The following is a 16,597-nucleotide window of genomic DNA, read 5'->3' as shown; positions in this document are numbered from 1 at the left end:
CCCCAGGGGCCGCGCACGGCCACGCTGGCGTGTGGACCGCGGCGGCGTCCGGCAGCGGGCACATGGCTGCGTATCCGGCGATAGCGGGCCTCGGGGTGCGGGGGGGCGCCCTGGGTGCGGGCCCAGAACGCAGGCCCCCCCCGGCGCAGCCACAGCGGCATCGTCAGCGCCACACCGGCGACAAAGCCCCCCGCGTGCGCCCAGTACGCCACGCCGCCCGCGTCCGGGTCCGCCGCCACCCCGCCCAGCAGTTGCAGCCCGAACCAGATCCCCAGCATCAGCCAGGCGGGCATCGGCACGACCTTGAAGAAGATCACGATGATGAACAGCACATCCACCCGTGCCCGCGGAAACAGCAGCACATAGCCCCCCAGCACCCCCGCGATGGCCCCCGAGGCCCCCACCATCGGCACCAGGCTGTCGGGGCTGGCCGCGACCTGCGCCAGCCCCGACACCGCGCCGCATCCCAGATAGAAGCCGAGGAACGGCAGATGGCCCCACGCCTCTTCCATGTTGTCGCCGAAGATCCACAGGAACAGCATGTTGAAGCCGAGGTGCAGCCATCCCCCATGCAGGAACTGTGACGTCACGAGGCCCGACAGCCCCGCGCCGCTGCTGACCTCGGCCGGGACCACGCCCCATTGCGCCAGCAGCGCCATCAGCGCCCGTGGGTCGGCGAACAGCGGGGCATAGGATGCAAAGATCGCCACGTTCAGCGCGATCAGCGTCCACGTCACCCAGGGCGTCCCCCGCGAGGGGTTGTGATCGCGCAGCGGGATCATCGGCCCGGGTCCCCGCGGTCCGGGATCAAGAGGGCCGTCACGGAGGCCAGGGGCACCCGGACCGGCATCACTCGTCCGACAGGGGCGCGGCGCGCACCACCACCGCGTCCGCCGCGATCAGGTGCAGCGCGCCCGCGTCGGTGATGTCGAAGCGGTCGACGCCCGCAAGGGCTGTGAACAGCGCGGCCTCGGCCTCCATCGCGGCGGGGTCGCACATCATCTGGGTTGCGCCGATGGGACCGAAACCCAGCCCCTCGCCCGTCAGGGCATACGGACCGAAGGCCTGATTGCACGGTGCCGACAGCGCCATGCGGTCGCCGTCGAAGGCCATGCGCAGCACCCGCACGCCCTCGGGCAGGGGGGTGCCGGCGATGTCGGTCAGCTGCCAGGTCTGCGCGCTCAGCAGATCGCCGGGCGCCCCGCCGCAGCCCGACAGCGTGGTCTCGTCATGGGTGACGGTGACGTTGAACGGATGCGGCATGCCGGTGGCGATGTCGCGACAGATGCCGCGCTGCACGGCCATCTCCAGCCCGTCGGTGGCAAAGAGCGCGCCGCCCTGCGGGATCGCGCGGGCCTCGGGGGCGGGCCAGTCGAGCACGCGCGCTCCGAAATCCAGCGTCAGGCGCAGCGTGTCGGCGTCCAGCGTCACCGCCCATGCGGGTTCGTGGCCATAGGCGCGAAAGGGGCGGTCGGGCACCGAGACCGCCGGCAGGCACTCCGGCAGCTCCTCGCCGCCGATGGACACCATCGCGGCCGAACCCCGGCTCCAGACCCAGGTGCCGGGGTCGCCCTCGGCCTCGAAGCGCGCGCCCGAGGCGGCGGGGACGGGGCGCAGGTCGATCACGCCATCGGCGGTCCGAAGGCGCGCGATGTCGCCGACAAAGCCCAGCGTCACCGCCTCGGGGCCGCAGCGCAGGTGGGTGGCAAAACCCATCGCCATATGCGGCAGCAGCCGCAGCTCGCCCAGCACGAGATCCGCGTCACCGCCCGCGACCGGCACGGGATCGGTCTTGCGCAGCGGGCGCCCTCCCTCGAACACCGCCGCGCGCAGCGTCAGGTCGATGCCGTCGGGCACGCTCAGGGCAAAGTCGAGCGGGACCTGCCGACCCTCGGTGGCGAACAGCGTCTCGGCCACGACCGCGCCGGAGGGGTCGCGGACCTCCAGCGCCACCTCGGCCCCCGGCGGCAGCGCGATCCGCTCAGGATAGCCAAGGGTCCCGCTGATTTCGCGCGCCAGGGCGGGGGAGGCCAGCAGCACAGCCAGGATGACAGGGGTTGCGAGCGGGGCGTGGAGCCGGATCTGGCGCATGGCATGTCTCTCAGCAAACGAACTCGGGGGGACACACTAGCATGCCGGTGGGGCCTGCCCAGCCCCCCGGAGTGCGTGACCGCGGCGGCGGGATCGGCGCGGCGTCCCGTGGCGGGCATGTCAGGTCCGGTCGCGGGGACGTGTCTCAGCCCTCGTGCGCCCCGCGCGGCCGCGGCCTCGGGCGGCGTCGGCGCCCGGGTGGGGGCGCGGGCGTGGCCAGCCCCTCCTGCAGCAGGGCGGTCATGGGGTGGTCCGCGCGGGCACCGCCATATTCGGCCAGCAGCGCCCGCAACGCGGCGTCCGTGTCCACCCCGGGCGGCAGGCTCAGCGCCCAGTCGACGAAGATCGAGCGGCATTCGGCCGGGCCGATCCCCGCGATGCGGTAGCTTTCGCGCACCAGCCCCTTGGGGTCCGCATGCGCAGGCGTCAGGGGGGGCTGTGCCATGGGCGGGCTTTCCCGAGGACGGATCAGGGCGCCAGCCGCGCCGTGATGATGCGGTCGGCGGCGGTGGCGAGGGCGACGAGGTCGCGGGCCAGCGTGACGGTGTCGGGGCGGTCGGTCTCGCGCAGCAGGAACGCCGTGGCGGCGGGGCCGAGGTGCTCGGGATCGGGGGCGGCGTCGCTCAGCAGGCGGCCGGCGCAATGCAGCCGCCAGCACAGTCGATAGGCGCGCAGCAGGGCCTCGCCCTCGTCGCGGGTGGGCCATCCGGCGCGGATGCCGGCGGCAAGCTGCGCCTCGGGGGTGCGGGCGGGGTGGCCCGCGCGCAGGGCGGCGGTCTGGGCGAACAGCTCGATCTCCTGCAACCGGCCGGGGCCAAGGCGGCAGTCCCAGGGGCCGCGGGGGGGCTTGGCCTCGGCCAGGCGACGGCGCATGTCGGCCACATCCTGCGACACCCGCGCGCCCGCGCCCTTGTCCGCCAGCAGCTGGCGGCGGAACGCCTCCACCTCGGCACCCAGCGCGCCGGAGCCGGCGATGGCGCGGGCGCGTGTCAGGGCCAGATGCTCCCAGGTCCAGGCGTCGTTGGACTGGTAATCGCAAAACGCCGCCAGCGCCGTCGCCACCGGCCCCTGCCGCCCCGAAGGACGCAGCCGCATGTCGACCTCATAGAGACGGCCTTCGGCCATGGGCGCCGCCAGCGCGGTCACCAGCGCCTTGGTCAGCCGGGCGAAATACGTCTTCACGTCCAGCGGCCGTGCGCCCTGCGATGCCTCGGCCCCGGCGGCGTCATAGATCACGATCAGGTCCAGATCGGACGCCGCGTTCAGCCGCCCCGCGCCCAGGCTGCCCATGCCCAGCACCACCGCGCCGCGTCCGGGCTGGGGCCCGTGGCGGCGGGCGAATTCGGCGCACACCGGGTCCCACAGCGCGGCCACGCAGGCCTCGGCGAGGGCGGCGTACTGGCTGGCGGCCTCGAAGGCGTCGATCAGGCCGCGCAGGTGGTGCACGCCGACGCGGAAATGCCATTCCCGCGCCCAGGTCCGCGCGGCGTCCAGCTTGCGCTCGTAATCGGCCACCCCCGCCAGCCGCTTGCCCAGCGCCGCCGACAGCGCCGCGCGGTCGGGCCAGGGCGCAAAGAAATCGCCCCCGATCACCGCGTCCAGCACGGCCGCGTTGCGCGCCAGATACTGCGACAGCCGCGGCGCGGTGGCGCAGATGTCCACGATCAGGTCGATCAGCTGGGGGTTGGCCTCGAACAGCGAAAACAGCTGCACGCCCGCGGGCAACCCGGCCATGAACCCGTCGAACCGCGCCAGCGCCGCGTCGGGATCGTCCGAGGCCATCAGCTGCGACAGGATCTCGGGGCGCAGGCGGCGGAAGATCTCCGCCCCCCGTTCCGAGCGCAGCGCGGGATAGGTGTCCCAGCGGGCAACCAGCGCGCGCGCGGCCTCCGACAGGTCGGGATCGCGCGCGCCGGGCTGGCCGGTGGGGGCAAAGAACCCCTCGGTCAGCTCCGACACCTGTTCCAGCCGGTCGACCAGCTCGCGCCGCCAGGCGTCGGTGTCGCCCATCCCCTGGAAGCGCGCCAGACGGTCCATGTCCTCGGGCCGGGTCGGCAGCTTCTGGGTCTGGGCGTCGGCGACCATCTGCAGGCGGTGCTCCACCTCGCGGTGGGCGCGATAGGCGGCCGTCAGCGTCTGCGCAACCATGCCGGGCACCCAGCCCTTGTGCGCAAGCTGCGCCAGCGCGGGCTGCGTGGCGGGGTCGCGCAGGTCGGCATCGCGCCCGCCCGCGATCAGCTGCCGGGTCTGGGTGAAGAACTCGATCTCGCGGATGCCACCGGCGCCCAGCTTGATGTCGTGCCCCTCCAGCGGGATGTGCGCGCGCGCACCGGCGAGGCCCTTGTGGGCCCGGATGCGCAGGCGCATGTCGTGGGCGTCCTGGATCGCGGCATAGTCCAGATGCCGGCGCCACACGAACGGCGCCATCCGGCGCATGTAGCGCGCGCCCGCCTCCAGATCGCCCGCGCAGGGGCGCGCCTTGATCCAGGCCGCGCGTTCCCAGGTGCGCCCGAAGCTCTCGTAGTACCGCTCGGCGGCCTCCATCGACAGGCACACGGGCATGACGGAGGCGTCGGGGCGCAGCCGCAGGTCGGTGCGAAAGACATAGCCGTCGGCGGTGCGGTCCGCGATCAGCGCCGTCAGCTTGCGGGTGACGCGGATGAAGGCCGCGCGCGCCTCCATCTGCTCGGCCGGGCCGTCGAAGCGGTCGTCGTCGAACAGGCAGATCAGGTCGATGTCGGAGGAATAGTTCAGCTCGGCCGCGCCCATCTTGCCCATGGCGAACACCACCATCCCGGCGGCGGTGGCGGCGTCGTCGGGGGTGGCGCCGGGGATCTTGCCGCGGCGGATCTCTTCGGCGACCAGCGCGCGAAGGGCGGTGTCGACGGCGTGGTCGGCCAGCCGGGTCAGCGCGCCGGTGACCTCCTCCAGTCGCCAGACGCCACCCAGATCGGCCAGCGCCACCAGCAGCGCCACGCGCGCCTTGGCCCGTCGCAGGGCGCGCGGCAGGTCGGACAGGGGGCGGTCGGCATCGCCCAGGGCTGCGTCCAGCGCGACCTCGGGCGGGCCCGCCAGCGCCGGCGCCAGCCAGTCGGCATGGCGCAGGGTCAGTTCGCGCAGGAACGGGCTGCACCCGGCGGCGCCTGCGATCAGCTCGGCCACCTCGGGGGGGGCGTCGGGCAGGGCCGCGCGGGCCTCGTGCCCGGCCTGCGGGTCGTGCGGCAGCGGGCAGCGGGTCAGCCGGGCGGCAAAGGGGGCGGGGGCATCCATGGCGCATGATTGGCCCGCCGTGCCGGGCCGGTCAACGGGGTCGGGTTGCGCCGCCGCGCCACGGCGCCATAGTATCCCCGCCGCAAAGGGAGGGGCCAACCATGAGCAAGAGCCTGCGCCGGGTGTGCGCCGCACTGCAGGACGCCGGCCTTGTCGCCGAGGTCCAGGAGATGGACGCCTCCACCCGCACCGCCGAGGAGGCGGCTGCGGCGGTCGGCTGCGGCATCGACCAGATCGTGAAGTCCATCATCTTTCGCGGCGAGGACACAGGCCATGTCCGGCTTTTCCTGACAGCGGGCGGCAACCGCATCTGCCCCGAGCGTGCCGCGCGACTGGCCGGCGAGGGGCTGGGCCGTGCCGACGCGGCACTGGTGCGCGCCGAGACCGGCTTTGCCATCGGCGGCGTGGCCCCGCTGGGCCACCTGACCCCGGTGCCGACCTGGGCCGATCCGCGCCTGCTGGAGTTTGCCACCGTCTGGGCCGCGGCCGGGACCCCGCGCCATGTCTTTGCCATCGCGCCCGCCACCCTTGTCCGTATCACCGGGGCCAAGGTCGCCGCGTTCACCGCCTGATCCCGTAGCGGCACGCCCTTGGGTTGAGTTTGCCTGCGCTTTGCAATCATGGGGTGTATCTCATCCCAAGGGAAATTTTCAGGTTGAAAAAGGGTTATCTGGGTGTAGCCTTCACGCCACCGTGATGATGGCGGAGGGGACAATGCAGGCAGCCAAGACGGCCCGTGTGGCCGCACTGACGACCGGGGCGATGGTCGGCGCGATGGTTGGCGCGACGGGCGCGCAGGCGGCCCCGGTCGACCTGTCGACCTGGGTAAGGGAGGGGGCGGGGATCTGGAACGTGTCCCCCGACAAGACCTCCGTGACGCAGACGCAGAACACCACGCCGGGGGTGTTTCACAGCAACACCAACAGCCAGGGCCAATTCCTGAGCGGGACGATTCGGGTCAATACCTCCACGGACGACGATTTCGTGGGGTTCGTGCTGGGCTACCGCGCGGGGGATCTGTCGTCGGCCACGGCCGATTACCTGCTGATCGACTGGAAGCAGGCGACCCAGTCGTTGGGCGGCTGCACCGGGGCGGTTGGGCTTGCGATTTCGCGCGTGACCGGGCCGCTGACGTCCGGCAGCATGGCGTGGTGTCACCAGGGCCCCGGCATCGAGGAACTCGCGCGGGCCACGACGCTGGGATCGACGGGATGGGCCGACTTCGCAACCTATACGTTCGAACTGGTGTTCACCGCGACCCGGGTGCAGGTTGTGGTCGACGGCACCACCGAGATCGAGATCAACGGGTCCTTCAGCAACGGATCGTTCGGGTTCTACAACTACAGCCAGGCCAACGTGACCTATGCCGGGATCCAGCAGGGGGCGGCGCCGATCCCGCTGCCGGCGGCGGGATGGCTGCTTCTGGCGGGCTTGGGCGCGCTGGGCGTGGCTGGGCGGCGCCGCGCCCGGTGATCGGTGGGGGGCGGCGGCGTCAGTCGCCGTCCTCGATCATGTGCGCCTCGATCAGACGGGCCTGGGCCATGAAGAACACGAACACCGCCGCCGGCTGACCGAAGGTGTCGAAGGTGACCCACACATCGGTGGACAGCGAGCGCCAGATCACCTCGTTGGCGACCGCCAGCCCGGCAAAGAACCACGCAAGCCGCCGTGTCAGGGTCATCCACCCCTCATGGCGCAGGCGGATCACCCCCTCCATCACGTATTCCAGCCAGGATTGACCGCGCGCCAGCCCGATCCACAACAGCCCCGCGATCAGGCCGAACACCAGCGTGCTCTTCATCTTGAAGAACCGCTCGTCATTCAGCCAGACCGTCAGGCCGCCGAACACCACCACCATCACCACCGTCATGACCTGGATGCGCGAGACCCGCCCCACCAGCCGGTACATCAACCAGGACGCCAGCAGGAACACCGGGATGAACGCGCCGGTCAGGACGATGAACCCCGCGTATTCCTGGCCGCCGATCTCGAACATGCGCTCGCGCAGGGCGACGTAGCCGGCAAAGAACGCCAGCACCGGGCCGAATTCCAGCGCGGCCTTCAGTTTCGGGTTCGCGGGGGGCATGGCGGTGTCCTTGCTCGGGGAGGGTCAGCGCGCGCGCGCGGCCTCGATGGCGGGCAGCAGGCGGTCGCGCCAGACGCGCTCGGTGACCTCGCCGGCGAAGCGGGCGACGACGCGGCCCTCGCCGTCGACGACGAATGTCTCGGGCATGCCATAGACGCCCCAGTCGATGGCAGCGCGCCCATCGCGCGAGGTGCCGATGCCGGCGAACGGGTTGCCGAGCTCGTTCAGGAACGCCTGCGCGTTGTCGGGGTCGTCGCGGGCGTTGACGCCATAGATCGTGAAGCCCTGGGCCGTGAGGTCGGCGAAGAACGGCATTTCGGCGCGGCAGGGTGGGCACCAGCTGGCCCAGAAGTTCACGAGGCTGACCTCGCCGCCGCGCAGGTCCTCGTTGACGAAGGCGGCACGTCCGTCCAGTTCGCCCAGCACCATCTCCGGCCCCTCGCGACCGATCAGGGTGGAGGGCAGCTCGTTGCGGTCCTCGCGGAAGTTGCCCACCAGAAACACCCCCACAAGCAGCAGGAACAGCAGCGGCGGGATGAACATCAGCGGGCGGATCTTACCCATTTCCGTGCTCTCCGGTGCGGGGCGCGGCGCGGGACCGGGCCTCCAGCTTCGACAGGTCGCGGTGCACGCGGGCACTGCGGCGCCAGATCAGCGCCACCAGCCCCGCAAGGATCACCAGCGACACGATGTAGGAGGCCAGAACCTCCAGCCAGTAGGGGCCAAGGTCGGGCATCACGTCAGACCCTGGGTCATGCGGGCGCGCGCCTCCAGCGCCTTCATGCGGCGGGCGCGGATCTCGGTGCGGGTGCCCACCAGCACGAGCGCCACGAACAGCAGGCCGAACGCCACCATGCACAGATACAGCGGATAGCGGTAGTCCGCCGCCATGCGCTCGCCCGCCTGCACCGACAGCGAGGCGCCCTGGTGCAGGCCCTGGCTCCAGAAGAACACCGCATAGCGTGACATCAGCGCGAACACCGACCCCACAAGGCACAGCACCGCCGTCAGGTCGGCCGCGGTGTCCGGGTCCTCGATCGCCTGCCACAGCGCGATGTAGCCGATGTAGAACAGGCACAACACCAGGAACGAGGTCAGCCGCGGGTCCCACACCCACCACGTCCCCCACATCGGCTGGCCCCACAGGCCCCCGGTGATCAGCGCGATCACCGTCATCGCAAGGCCGATCGGGGCCGCGGCCTTGGCCGCCAGCGCGCTGACATGGTGGCGCCGGATCAGCCACACCAGCGAGGTCACCAGCATCATCACCCAGATGTTGATCGCCATCATCGCGGCCGGCACATGGATGAACACGATCCGTACGGTCGATCCCTGCCGGAAATCATCCGGCGTCAGGAAAAACCCCCAGATCAGGCCGGTGGCCATCGCCACGGCGGCGGCCCCGGCCACCCAGGGCACCAGCGGGCCCGTGGTGTCCATGAACTTCTTGGGGTTGGCGTATTCCCACAGCGACATGGGTGGTTCCTAATCCGGTCGGGGGGGTGGCTCAAGCCACGCCCGTGTGATGTCCTCAGCGCAGGTTGATACGGATTGCCGCGGCCGAGGCAAAGGGAAGAAGCGCCGCCGCCCCCAGCGTGATCCCCGCCAGCAGTGCCAGAGGGGTGGCGGTGGACAACCCCTCGGCGCCGCGGGTGACGACCGAGGCGCCATAGATCAGCGTGGGGACATAGAGCGGCAGCACCAGCAGGGACAGCAGCAGGCCCCCGCGCCGCAGCCCCACCGTCAGCGCCGCGCCAAAGGTGCCGATCACCGACAGCGCCGGCGTGCCCAGCAGCAGCGACAGCACCAGCCAGCCCTGTGCCGCGGGGGCAAGGTTCAGCAGCACCCCCAGCACCGGCGCCGCCAGTGTCAGCGGCAGCCCGGTGGTGATCCAGTGGGCGGCGGCCTTGATCGCCACCACCCCCTCCATCGGGATCGGCGCCGTGGCCAGCAGGTCGAGCGAGCCGTCCTCCCAGTCCAGCGCAAAGATCCGGTCCAGCGACAGCAGACACGCCAGCAGCGCACCCACCCACAGGACGCCGGGGGCGATGCGGGCCAGCACCTGCGGGTCCGGACCCACCCCCAACGGCACCAGCACCGCAAGGATCAGAAAGAACGCCAGCCCCAACCCGAAGCCGCCCCCGGCCCGGATCGCCAGCCGCAGGTCCCGGGCCAGCAGCGCGATCATGCCCGCACCGCGCAGGGCCGGATGGTGACGCGGAACCCGATGCGGCGCCGGGTGTCGGGTCCGGTGCGGTCCGGTCCGTCCGAGGGCAGGCGGGGCAGGGTCATGCAAAGGCCTCGTCAAAGCCGCCGGGCGCGGCGCGGGGGCCGGCGCGGTGGGCGGTGAGGTCGAGATCGCGCGCCTCCTCCAGGCCCAGAGCGATATGGGTGGCCATCAGCGCGGCTCCCCCACCCGCGAGATGCGCGCGCACCGCGGCCACGAACAGCGCCACCGACCCCGCATCGAGCGAAACGGTGGGTTCGTCCAGCACCCACAGCGGCCGCCCCGTCACCAGCAGTCGCGCCAGCCCCAGCCGCCGCTTCTGGCCCGCCGACAGGGTCTGCGCGGCGCGCTCCGACAGATCCTCGAGGTTCATCGCCGCCATCGCGCGCGCCCCCAGCGCTGGATCGCCGCCGTAGATCGCAGACCAGAAGCCAAGGTTTTCCGCCACCGTCAGCGTGGGTTTCAACCCGTCTGCGTGGGCGGCATAGGCCATCGCCTCGGGCGGGGCGGAGATCATTCCCTCGAGCGGCGGCTGCAACCCCGCCAGCGTGCGCAGCAGCGTGGTCTTGCCGCAGCCGTTGGGGCCGCGCAGCACCAGCGCCCCGCCCGCCGGCAGGTCGAAGCAGATGCCCTCCAGCACCGGGGTTCCCCCCCGCGCCACGGCCAGATCGCGCACCTTCAGATTCATCTTCGCCTGCCTAGCGCATCGCCCCGCCGCGGGAAAGATGCACAGCTTGCCGCAGGCCCCGGGGCAGCGGGCGGGCAGCGGACGGGTCGCGGGCGGTTGTGTCCGGCCGCGCGCTGGGGTCATCTGCGCGCCGAACCACCGGAGGGGATCCATGACCGACCACGCCATCGGCGGCGTCATTGCCGCCATCACGACACCGTTTTCGGGCGATGCCCCGGATCCGGTGCGGTTCGTTGCGCATGCGCGCTGGTTGATGGCCAACGGGTGTGACGCGCTCAATGTGCTGGGCACCACCGGCGAGGCCACGTCGATTCCCGCCGCCGCCCGCATGACCCTGATGTCGGCCGCCGCCGCGGCGCTGGAGCCGGCGCGGCTGATGGTGGGCACCGGCTGCGCGGATCTGGAGACGACGGTGGCGCTGACGCGCCATGCCGCCAAGCTGGGCCTTGGCGCGGCGCTTGTGCTGCCGCCGTTCTATTACAAGGGGGTGTCCGAGGCCGGGCTGTCGGCGTATTTCGACGCGCTGGTGGCCGCGACGGCGGATCGGCCGATCGCGCTCTATCTCTACAATTTTCCGCAGATGACGGGGCTGAGCTTTGCGCCCGCGCTGGTGGCGCGGCTGGCGCAGGCGCATCCCGACCGCATCCGTGGGATCAAGGACAGTTCGGGCGATCTGGCCTATGCCGGGGCGCTGACGGGGCGGGCGGGGTTCAAGGTGTTCCCGAGCGACGAGACCGCGCTGGCGGTGGCGCGCGCGCGCGGGTTCGCGGGCTGCATCTCGGCCACGGTGAACCTGTCGGCGCCGCTGGCGCAGCGGCTGTGGCAAACGCCCGACGACGTGGCCCTGCGCGACGCGGTGGCGGCGTTCCGGGCGCAGCTGGCGGGGCCGGGGCTGATCCCCGGGATCAAGGCGCTGGTGGCGCGGCTGCACGACGATCCGGGCCACGCGGCGCCGCGCGCGCCCCTGATGGCGCCGGATGCCGCCGAGGCCGCGCGGCTGGCGGCGCTGACGCTGCCGGTGTGACAGCGGGCGAAGGGCGCGGTGGCGGGGGCGTCCCCGCCGCCGCGCGCGGGTGCGGGGGGTGTCAGGTCCCGCGGGCCAGCGCCGCGATGCCGGTGCGCGCCATCTCCACCAGGCCCAGCGGGCGCATCAGCTCGGCAAAGGCGTCGACCTTCTGGGTGGAGCCGGTGATCTCGAACACGAAGCTTTCCAGCGTCGAATCGACCACATTGGCGCGGAACACATCCGCGAGCCGCAGCGCCTCCACCCGGGCCTCTCCGCGCCCCGCGACCTTGAACAGCGCAAGCTCGCGCTCCACCGCCGCGCCCTCGACCGTCAGGTCGTGGACCTCGTGCACCGGGACCATGCGACCCAGCTGGGCCTTGATCTGTTCGATCACCTGCGGCGTGCCGGTGGTCACGATGGTGATGCGCGAGCGGTGCCCGGTGTGGTCGGTCTCGGCCACCGTCAGGCTGTCGATGTTGTAGCCCCGCCCGGCGAACAGCCCGATCACGCGGGCCAGCACACCGGGTTCGTTGTCCACCACGACGGCCAGGGTGTGGGTCTCCTCCACCTCGGAAAAACTGGCGCGCAGGTCATAGGCGGAATGCTTCGAGGAGCCTTTTTCGATGTTCAACGGCGACATTTTAAATTTCCAGTTCTTTGCCGGTCGGGCGACTTCTTGCTAAATCTTGAGGCGTTTTCGTGCTTCGTTCCCAGATTCCCTGTGGACAGCTACAAACTCACTGCATGCATCGAAGCCCGGCCTGTCCGAAGCAACAAGGCGCGCCCGCCAAGCGCTCCCCGTTCTTATTCCAAATATGTCATACTCGAAGCTTCTCAAAATTTTCTGCGCACGACCCTCCCGTCCTTCAAAGTCTTCCATGACAATAACTGAGGGAGGCGGAAGCTGTGATGCGTTCAGAAGGCCTTCCAGAACCTCCGCCTCATAACTCTCTACATCAATCTTTACAAACGAAACCTTGCCAGTTTGCTCTTCCTTGAGAACGCTTCGTAACGGGCGAACTGGCACCATGAATCGATCTGCGGCGGCTCTTCCAGCGTGGTGAATAAAGGAGCCTTGGCCCGCATTTCCTTCTGGTACATTAAGGTAGATTTCATCATCAGCTGCTCCGGCGGCAATTTCATGAATCTTTACCGGGAGGTGTGGCTGATCCTGAAAGGTGCGCTTTAGAAACGGCAGAGCGCGCGGTGAAGGTTCAAACGCATGCACCGTTCCTCTAGCGCCAACGAGCTTGGCTAGATGCAGTGAAACGACGCCAAGGTTCGCCCCAACGTCAAGCACTGTATCCCCCGGCCGTATGCAAAGCGCCGCAACCTGCGTTAGCTTGCAGTCCATGTCCCCGAAGAAGAACGCCGTTCGGCCAACAAAATCGTCGAGGGGCACAAGGCAACGTCCGGCTCCTACGCTAGTCCAGACACAAGCACCGCTGGGCGGCAGGAACTTCCTTGCAAGTTTGGAGTTCGCTATTCTGGCGCGTCCGCTCGCAAAGGGATATCTGCGTCCTGCATGCGCCAATATTTGAGCTGAAATGGATGCATTTCGCATCTGTAGCGTGGTTTCGCTTGCGCGAGTGTCCATCACACCAGCACTCCGCCTTCGGCGCCGATGACGCCCTGGGTTTCGGCCTCGCCCAGCAGCATCTCGTTGTGGGGCTTGCCGGAGGGGATCATGGGGAAGCAGTTCTCGTGCTTCTCCACCAGACAGTCGAAGACCACCGGGCCGTCATAGGCCAGCATCTCCATGATGGCGTCGTCCAGATCGGCGGGGTCGTCGCACTTGATGCCCTTGCAGCCGAACGCCTCGGCCAGCTTGACGAAGTCGGGCAGCGCCTCGGACCAGGATTGCGAGTACCGCTCGCCGTGCAGCAGCTCCTGCCACTGGCGCACCATGCCGAGGCGCTCGTTGTTGAGGATGAACTGCTTGACCGGCAGGCGGAACTGCACGGCCGTGCCCATCTCCTGCATGTTCATCAGCCACGACGCCTCGCCCGCGACGTTGATGACCAGCGCGTCGGGATGCGCCACCTGCACGCCGATCGACGCCGGCAGGCCATACCCCATGGTGCCGAGGCCCCCGGAGGTCATCCAGCGGTTGGGGTCCTCGAACCCGAGGTACTGCGCGGCCCACATCTGGTGCTGGCCGACCTCGGTGGTGATGTAGCGATCATGGCCCTTGGTCAGCGCCTCCAGCCGCTGCAGCGCGTGCTGCGGCTTGATGATCCTGTCGGAGTTGCGGAAGCCCAGGCAGTCGACGCCGCGCCACTCGGTGATCTGTGCCCACCATTGTGCCAGCCCCTCGCGGTTGACGCGCGATCCGCGCGCCTTCCATGCCGCCAGCAGGTCACGCAGCACCTCGGTCACGTCGCCCAGGATCGGTACGTCGGTGCGGATCACCTTGTTGATGGACGACGGGTCGATGTCGATGTGCGCCTTGATCGAGTTGGGCGAGAAGTCCGATATCCGCCCGGTGATGCGGTCGTCGAACCGCGCGCCGATGTTGATCATCAGATCGCAGCCGTGCATCGACAGGTTCGCCTCGTAGGTCCCGTGCATGCCCAGCATGCCCAGCCAGCTCTTGCCCGACGCCGGATACGCGCCCAGCCCCATCAGGGTGGAGGTGACGGGAAAGCCGGTGGCGTCGGCCAGTTCGCGCAGCAGGCGGCTGGCCTCGGGGCCGGAGTTGATGACCCCCCCGCCGGTATAGAGGACCGGGCGCTCGGCGCGCTCCATCAGGTCCACCAGGCGGGCGATCATCTCGGGGTCGCCCTTGGTGGCGGGCTTGTAGTGGGCGGTGCGGGCGGCCTCGCGCGGGGTGTAGGTGGCGGTGGCGAACTGCACGTCCTTGGGGATGTCCACCAGCACCGGGCCGGGGCGGCCGGTTGTGGCGACGTGGAAGGCCTGGTGCAGGATGTCCGACAGCTGGCTCGTGTCCTTCACCAGCCAGTTGTGCTTGGTGCAATGGCGGGTGATGCCGACGGTGTCGGCCTCCTGGAAGGCGTCCGAGCCGATCATGAAGGTGGGCACCTGGCCGGTGATGACCACCAGCGGGATCGAATCCATCAGCGCGTCGGTGATGCCGGTCACCGCGTTGGTGGCGCCGGGGCCCGAGGTCACCAGCACCACGCCGGGTTTGCCGGTGGAGCGGGCGTAGCCTTCGGCCATGTGGGTGGCGCCCTGTTCATGGCGCACCAGGATGTGGCGGATGTCGTGCTGCTGGAACAGCTCGTCATAGATCGGCAGCACGGCGCCGCCGGGATAGCCGAACACCACCTCGACGCCCTGATCCTTGAGCGCCTGGACCACCATGCGCGCGCCCGTCATCTCGCGCCGGGTCTGGGTTGTCACATTCGCCATGTTCACTGCCGTCTCCATTCGTCGGCGCGCGGTCGCGCGCATAAAAAAAGCCCCCGTCGGATCGCGGGGGCGCACAGGACGTGGGGGAGGGGTCCCTCACCCGCCCGCGCGCCGCGCCCCTACCCCTACGATCCGGTCGTCGCGCATACACGCCTCCCCTGTCTTCGGGCGGACACTAGGAGGGGGCCGGTAGGAGGTCAACCACCAAAATCCCACCGAAAGTGTCGCAGGGTCGCCCCTGGGCTTTGCGAATATTGCGAGGACCATCTTGCGGCGCGCAACTTTTTCGTGCGATCCGGTCGCCGCCGGGGGTGCCGCGGGGCGGCCGGGGGGCGGGGATTTGTGTCTTTTCACATCGCCGCGCTCGTGTATAAAAACCGCGATGCAGCCGCTGTCCGGCGCTGCACAACGAAAAAACGGGAGGTTTTTCATGGATCGTCGCTCATTCCTCAGGACGTCGGCCCTGGGCGGGACCGCCGCGGCGGCGGCGGGGCTGGCTGCGCCCGCGGTGGCACAAGGCCGCACGTCGTGCGTGATCGTGTCGACCTGGCCGCGGGACTTTCCGGGCCTCGGCACCTCGGCGCAGCGTCTGGCAGGCCTGATCGAGGAGGCGACGGACGGCGCCATCGCCACCGAATACTATGCCGCGGGCGAGCGTGTGGGGGCCTTTGACGTCTTCGACGAGGTCGCCTCGGGCAATGCGCAGGCGTTCCATGCCGCCGACTACTACTGGAAGGGCGTGCACCCGTCGTTCTGCTATGTCTGCTCGGTGCCGTTCGGCCTGACCGCGCTGGAGCAGAACGCCTTCATGCACTACATGGGCGGCCAGGAGCTGTGGGACGAGCTGGGCGACCGCTACGGCCTCAAGGGCTGGCTCGCGGGCAACACCGGCTGCCAGCCGGGCGGCTGGTTCAACAAGGAAATGAACTCGCCCGCCGATTTCCGCGGCCTGAACATGCGCATCCCCGGCATCGGCGGCGACATGATGGCCAAGATGGGCACCTCGGTCGTGTCGCTGCCCGGCGGGCAGATCTTCGAGGCGCTGGTGTCGGGCACCATCGACGCCACCGAATGGGTGGGGCCGTGGAACGACTACTTCCTCAACCTGCACGAGGCCGCGCGGTTCTACTACAACCCCGGCGCCCAGGAGCCCGGCCCGTCGCTGTCGCTGACCTTCAACAAGTCCTGGCTGACCAGCCTGCCGGCCTGGCAGCAGCGCGCGATCCAGGCCTGCTGCCACATGGAAAACGACCGCATGATGGCGGAGTACAACGCCAACAACGGCCAGTACCTGGCGCGGCTGATCAATGACCATGGCGTGCAGCTGCGCGACTTCAACGAGGACATCTTCGATGCCTTCGGCGACGCCGCCGAGGAGGTCTTTGACGAGGTCCGCCAGCACGACGAGCTTGCCGAGCGCATGCACCAGGCGTTCCTGAGCGCGCGCGCCGACGTCGGCCACTGGCTGTCGATCTCGGAGCAGCAGTTCGCGCGCAACCGCAACCGTGTGCTGGGCCTCTGAGGTCCCCGCACCGCACCCGTCAGGGCGGTGATCGAGATCGGGGGCGCGCGGCCTGACGGCTGCGCGCCCCCGTCCCAAACCAGAAAGAGGCGCCCCGCCGGGCCAGTGGCCATGCGCGTGCAACGGCGCCGACGACAGGGTGACCAACCATGCTCTATGCGGTGCCTGCGCGCGGGCCGGTGGCGTTCTTCTTGCGGCTGTTCGCATGGGGAACGGTGACGGTGGCGTTTGCCTTCCTGGTCGAGAACTGGCTGGTCCACTGGCGCGGCCTGCCCGGGGCGGGGTCGGTTCTGGCCACGGGCGAGGGGGTGCTGGCCGCTCTGGTCTATGTGCTG

At 70.0% G+C, this 16,597-nt stretch carries 17 protein-coding genes and 1 pseudogene; 5 read left to right on the top strand and 13 right to left on the bottom strand.

What is annotated here, in order from left to right; translation table 11 throughout:
- The 4 genes from CCR87_RS04210 to CCR87_RS04195 form a co-directional block, all read right to left on the bottom strand.
- Positions 1-782, bottom strand: a 782-nt coding sequence (locus CCR87_RS04210) for a rhomboid family intramembrane serine protease (protein WP_201156322.1), incomplete at its 3' end; no start/stop codon positions are given.
- Positions 783-849: 67 nt separating this feature from the next.
- On the bottom strand, positions 850-2,091 hold the full coding sequence (locus CCR87_RS04205; RefSeq protein ID WP_201156321.1) for an META domain-containing protein: 1,242 nt from the start codon (positions 2,089-2,091) through the stop codon (positions 850-852).
- 145 nt (positions 2,092-2,236) lie between these two features.
- Positions 2,237-2,536, bottom strand: coding sequence for a hypothetical protein (locus CCR87_RS04200; RefSeq protein WP_201156320.1), 300 nt, complete (start codon positions 2,534-2,536; stop codon positions 2,237-2,239).
- A 23-nt stretch (positions 2,537-2,559) separates the two neighbouring features.
- Positions 2,560-5,361: a [protein-PII] uridylyltransferase family protein gene (locus CCR87_RS04195; RefSeq protein ID WP_201156319.1), complete on the bottom strand. Its 2,802-nt coding sequence runs from the start codon at positions 5,359-5,361 to the stop codon at positions 2,560-2,562.
- Positions 5,362-5,462: 101 nt separating this feature from the next.
- On the opposite strand from CCR87_RS04195, the gene CCR87_RS04190 reads away from it, so the two are divergent.
- Positions 5,463-5,933 (top strand): YbaK/EbsC family protein, encoded by a 471-nt coding sequence (locus CCR87_RS04190; RefSeq protein ID WP_201156318.1) that lies wholly within the window; start codon positions 5,463-5,465, stop codon positions 5,931-5,933.
- Positions 5,934-6,075: 142 nt separating this feature from the next.
- The gene (locus CCR87_RS04185) at positions 6,076-6,834 is read left to right on the top strand and encodes a VPLPA-CTERM sorting domain-containing protein (protein WP_201156317.1); all 759 of its coding nucleotides are present in this window, start codon (positions 6,076-6,078) and stop codon (positions 6,832-6,834) included.
- A gap of 19 nt (positions 6,835-6,853) precedes the next feature.
- Here the strand turns inward: CCR87_RS04185 and CCR87_RS04180 are convergent, their stop codons facing one another.
- From CCR87_RS04180 to ccmA, 6 genes are all read right to left on the bottom strand, one after another.
- A complete protein-coding gene (locus CCR87_RS04180; RefSeq protein ID WP_201156316.1) occupies positions 6,854-7,447 on the bottom strand; it encodes an inner membrane-spanning protein YciB in 594 nt (197 codons plus the stop codon).
- Positions 7,448-7,471: 24 nt separating this feature from the next.
- Positions 7,472-8,011 carry a DsbE family thiol:disulfide interchange protein gene (locus CCR87_RS04175; protein WP_201156315.1) on the bottom strand — a complete coding sequence of 180 codons (540 nt, stop codon included), beginning with the start codon at positions 8,009-8,011 and terminating at the stop codon, positions 7,472-7,474.
- Complete coding sequence (ccmD, locus tag CCR87_RS04170; RefSeq protein ID WP_201156314.1) at positions 8,004-8,183, bottom strand: heme exporter protein CcmD; 180 nt, start codon at positions 8,181-8,183, stop codon at positions 8,004-8,006. Before ccmD ends, CCR87_RS04175 begins: the two co-directional genes overlap by 8 nt.
- Complete coding sequence (locus CCR87_RS04165) at positions 8,183-8,923, bottom strand: heme ABC transporter permease (protein WP_201156313.1); 741 nt, start codon at positions 8,921-8,923, stop codon at positions 8,183-8,185. Before CCR87_RS04165 ends, ccmD begins: the two co-directional genes overlap by 1 nt.
- A 55-nt stretch (positions 8,924-8,978) precedes the next feature.
- Entirely contained in the window at positions 8,979-9,635 is a 657-nt protein-coding gene (gene ccmB, locus CCR87_RS04160; RefSeq protein ID WP_201156312.1) for a heme exporter protein CcmB, read from the bottom strand.
- Positions 9,636-9,735: 100 nt separating this feature from the next.
- Positions 9,736-10,362, bottom strand: coding sequence for a heme ABC exporter ATP-binding protein CcmA (gene ccmA, locus CCR87_RS04155; protein WP_201156311.1), 627 nt, complete (start codon positions 10,360-10,362; stop codon positions 9,736-9,738).
- A gap of 151 nt (positions 10,363-10,513) precedes the next feature.
- On the opposite strand from ccmA, the gene CCR87_RS04150 reads away from it, so the two are divergent.
- Positions 10,514-11,386, top strand: coding sequence for a dihydrodipicolinate synthase family protein (locus CCR87_RS04150; protein ID WP_201156310.1), 873 nt, complete (start codon positions 10,514-10,516; stop codon positions 11,384-11,386).
- Between the two features lie 61 nt (positions 11,387-11,447).
- Here CCR87_RS04150 and ilvN read toward each other — a convergent pair whose 3' ends face one another.
- The 3 genes from ilvN to CCR87_RS04135 all read right to left on the bottom strand — a co-directional run bounded on the left by ilvN (position 11,448) and on the right by CCR87_RS04135 (position 14,740).
- Positions 11,448-12,008, bottom strand: coding sequence for an acetolactate synthase small subunit (gene ilvN / locus CCR87_RS04145; protein WP_201156309.1), 561 nt, complete (start codon positions 12,006-12,008; stop codon positions 11,448-11,450).
- 39 nt (positions 12,009-12,047) lie between these two features.
- Positions 12,048-12,770, bottom strand: coding sequence for an FkbM family methyltransferase (locus CCR87_RS04140; RefSeq protein WP_201156308.1), 723 nt, complete (start codon positions 12,768-12,770; stop codon positions 12,048-12,050).
- Between the two features lie 194 nt (positions 12,771-12,964).
- Entirely contained in the window at positions 12,965-14,740 is a 1,776-nt protein-coding gene (locus tag CCR87_RS04135) for an acetolactate synthase 3 large subunit (protein ID WP_201156307.1), read from the bottom strand.
- A 430-nt stretch (positions 14,741-15,170) separates the two neighbouring features.
- Here CCR87_RS04135 and CCR87_RS04130 point away from each other — a divergent pair, with 430 nt between their 5' ends.
- Positions 15,171-16,262, top strand: coding sequence for a TRAP transporter substrate-binding protein (locus CCR87_RS04130; protein ID WP_201156306.1), 1,092 nt, complete (start codon positions 15,171-15,173; stop codon positions 16,260-16,262).
- Between the two features lie 149 nt (positions 16,263-16,411).
- Positions 16,412-16,597: pseudogene (locus CCR87_RS04125) on the top strand (hypothetical protein); the annotation flags it as partial.

Source organism: Rhodobaculum claviforme, from assembly GCF_016653255.1.
GTDB lineage: Bacteria > Pseudomonadota > Alphaproteobacteria > Rhodobacterales > Rhodobacteraceae > Rhodobaculum > Rhodobaculum claviforme.
The sequence above is the reverse complement of the archived record's forward strand: the minus strand, read 5'-3'. Positions and strand labels throughout refer to the sequence as shown.

Bases quoted from the DNA above. Each gene is read 5' to 3' on its own strand.
- CCR87_RS04205 (WP_201156321.1), bottom strand. From the start codon at position 2,091: ATGCGCCAGATCCGGCTCCACGCCCCGCTCGCAACCCCTGTCATCCTG.
- CCR87_RS04200 (WP_201156320.1), bottom strand. From the start codon at position 2,536: ATGGCACAGCCCCCCCTGACGCCTGCGCATGCGGACCCCAAGGGGCTG.
- CCR87_RS04195 (WP_201156319.1), bottom strand. From the start codon at position 5,361: ATGGATGCCCCCGCCCCCTTTGCCGCCCGGCTGACCCGCTGCCCGCTG.
- CCR87_RS04190 (WP_201156318.1), top strand. From the start codon at position 5,463: ATGAGCAAGAGCCTGCGCCGGGTGTGCGCCGCACTGCAGGACGCCGGC.
- CCR87_RS04185 (WP_201156317.1), top strand. From the start codon at position 6,076: ATGCAGGCAGCCAAGACGGCCCGTGTGGCCGCACTGACGACCGGGGCG.
- CCR87_RS04180 (WP_201156316.1), bottom strand. From the start codon at position 7,447: ATGCCCCCCGCGAACCCGAAACTGAAGGCCGCGCTGGAATTCGGCCCG.
- CCR87_RS04175 (WP_201156315.1), bottom strand. From the start codon at position 8,011: ATGGGTAAGATCCGCCCGCTGATGTTCATCCCGCCGCTGCTGTTCCTG.
- ccmD (WP_201156314.1), bottom strand. From the start codon at position 8,183: ATGCCCGACCTTGGCCCCTACTGGCTGGAGGTTCTGGCCTCCTACATC.
- CCR87_RS04165 (WP_201156313.1), bottom strand. From the start codon at position 8,923: ATGTCGCTGTGGGAATACGCCAACCCCAAGAAGTTCATGGACACCACG.
- ccmB (WP_201156312.1), bottom strand. From the start codon at position 9,635: ATGATCGCGCTGCTGGCCCGGGACCTGCGGCTGGCGATCCGGGCCGGG.
- ccmA (WP_201156311.1), bottom strand. From the start codon at position 10,362: ATGAATCTGAAGGTGCGCGATCTGGCCGTGGCGCGGGGGGGAACCCCG.
- CCR87_RS04150 (WP_201156310.1), top strand. From the start codon at position 10,514: ATGACCGACCACGCCATCGGCGGCGTCATTGCCGCCATCACGACACCG.
- ilvN (WP_201156309.1), bottom strand. From the start codon at position 12,008: ATGTCGCCGTTGAACATCGAAAAAGGCTCCTCGAAGCATTCCGCCTAT.
- CCR87_RS04135 (WP_201156307.1), bottom strand. From the start codon at position 14,740: ATGGCGAATGTGACAACCCAGACCCGGCGCGAGATGACGGGCGCGCGC.
- CCR87_RS04130 (WP_201156306.1), top strand. From the start codon at position 15,171: ATGGATCGTCGCTCATTCCTCAGGACGTCGGCCCTGGGCGGGACCGCC.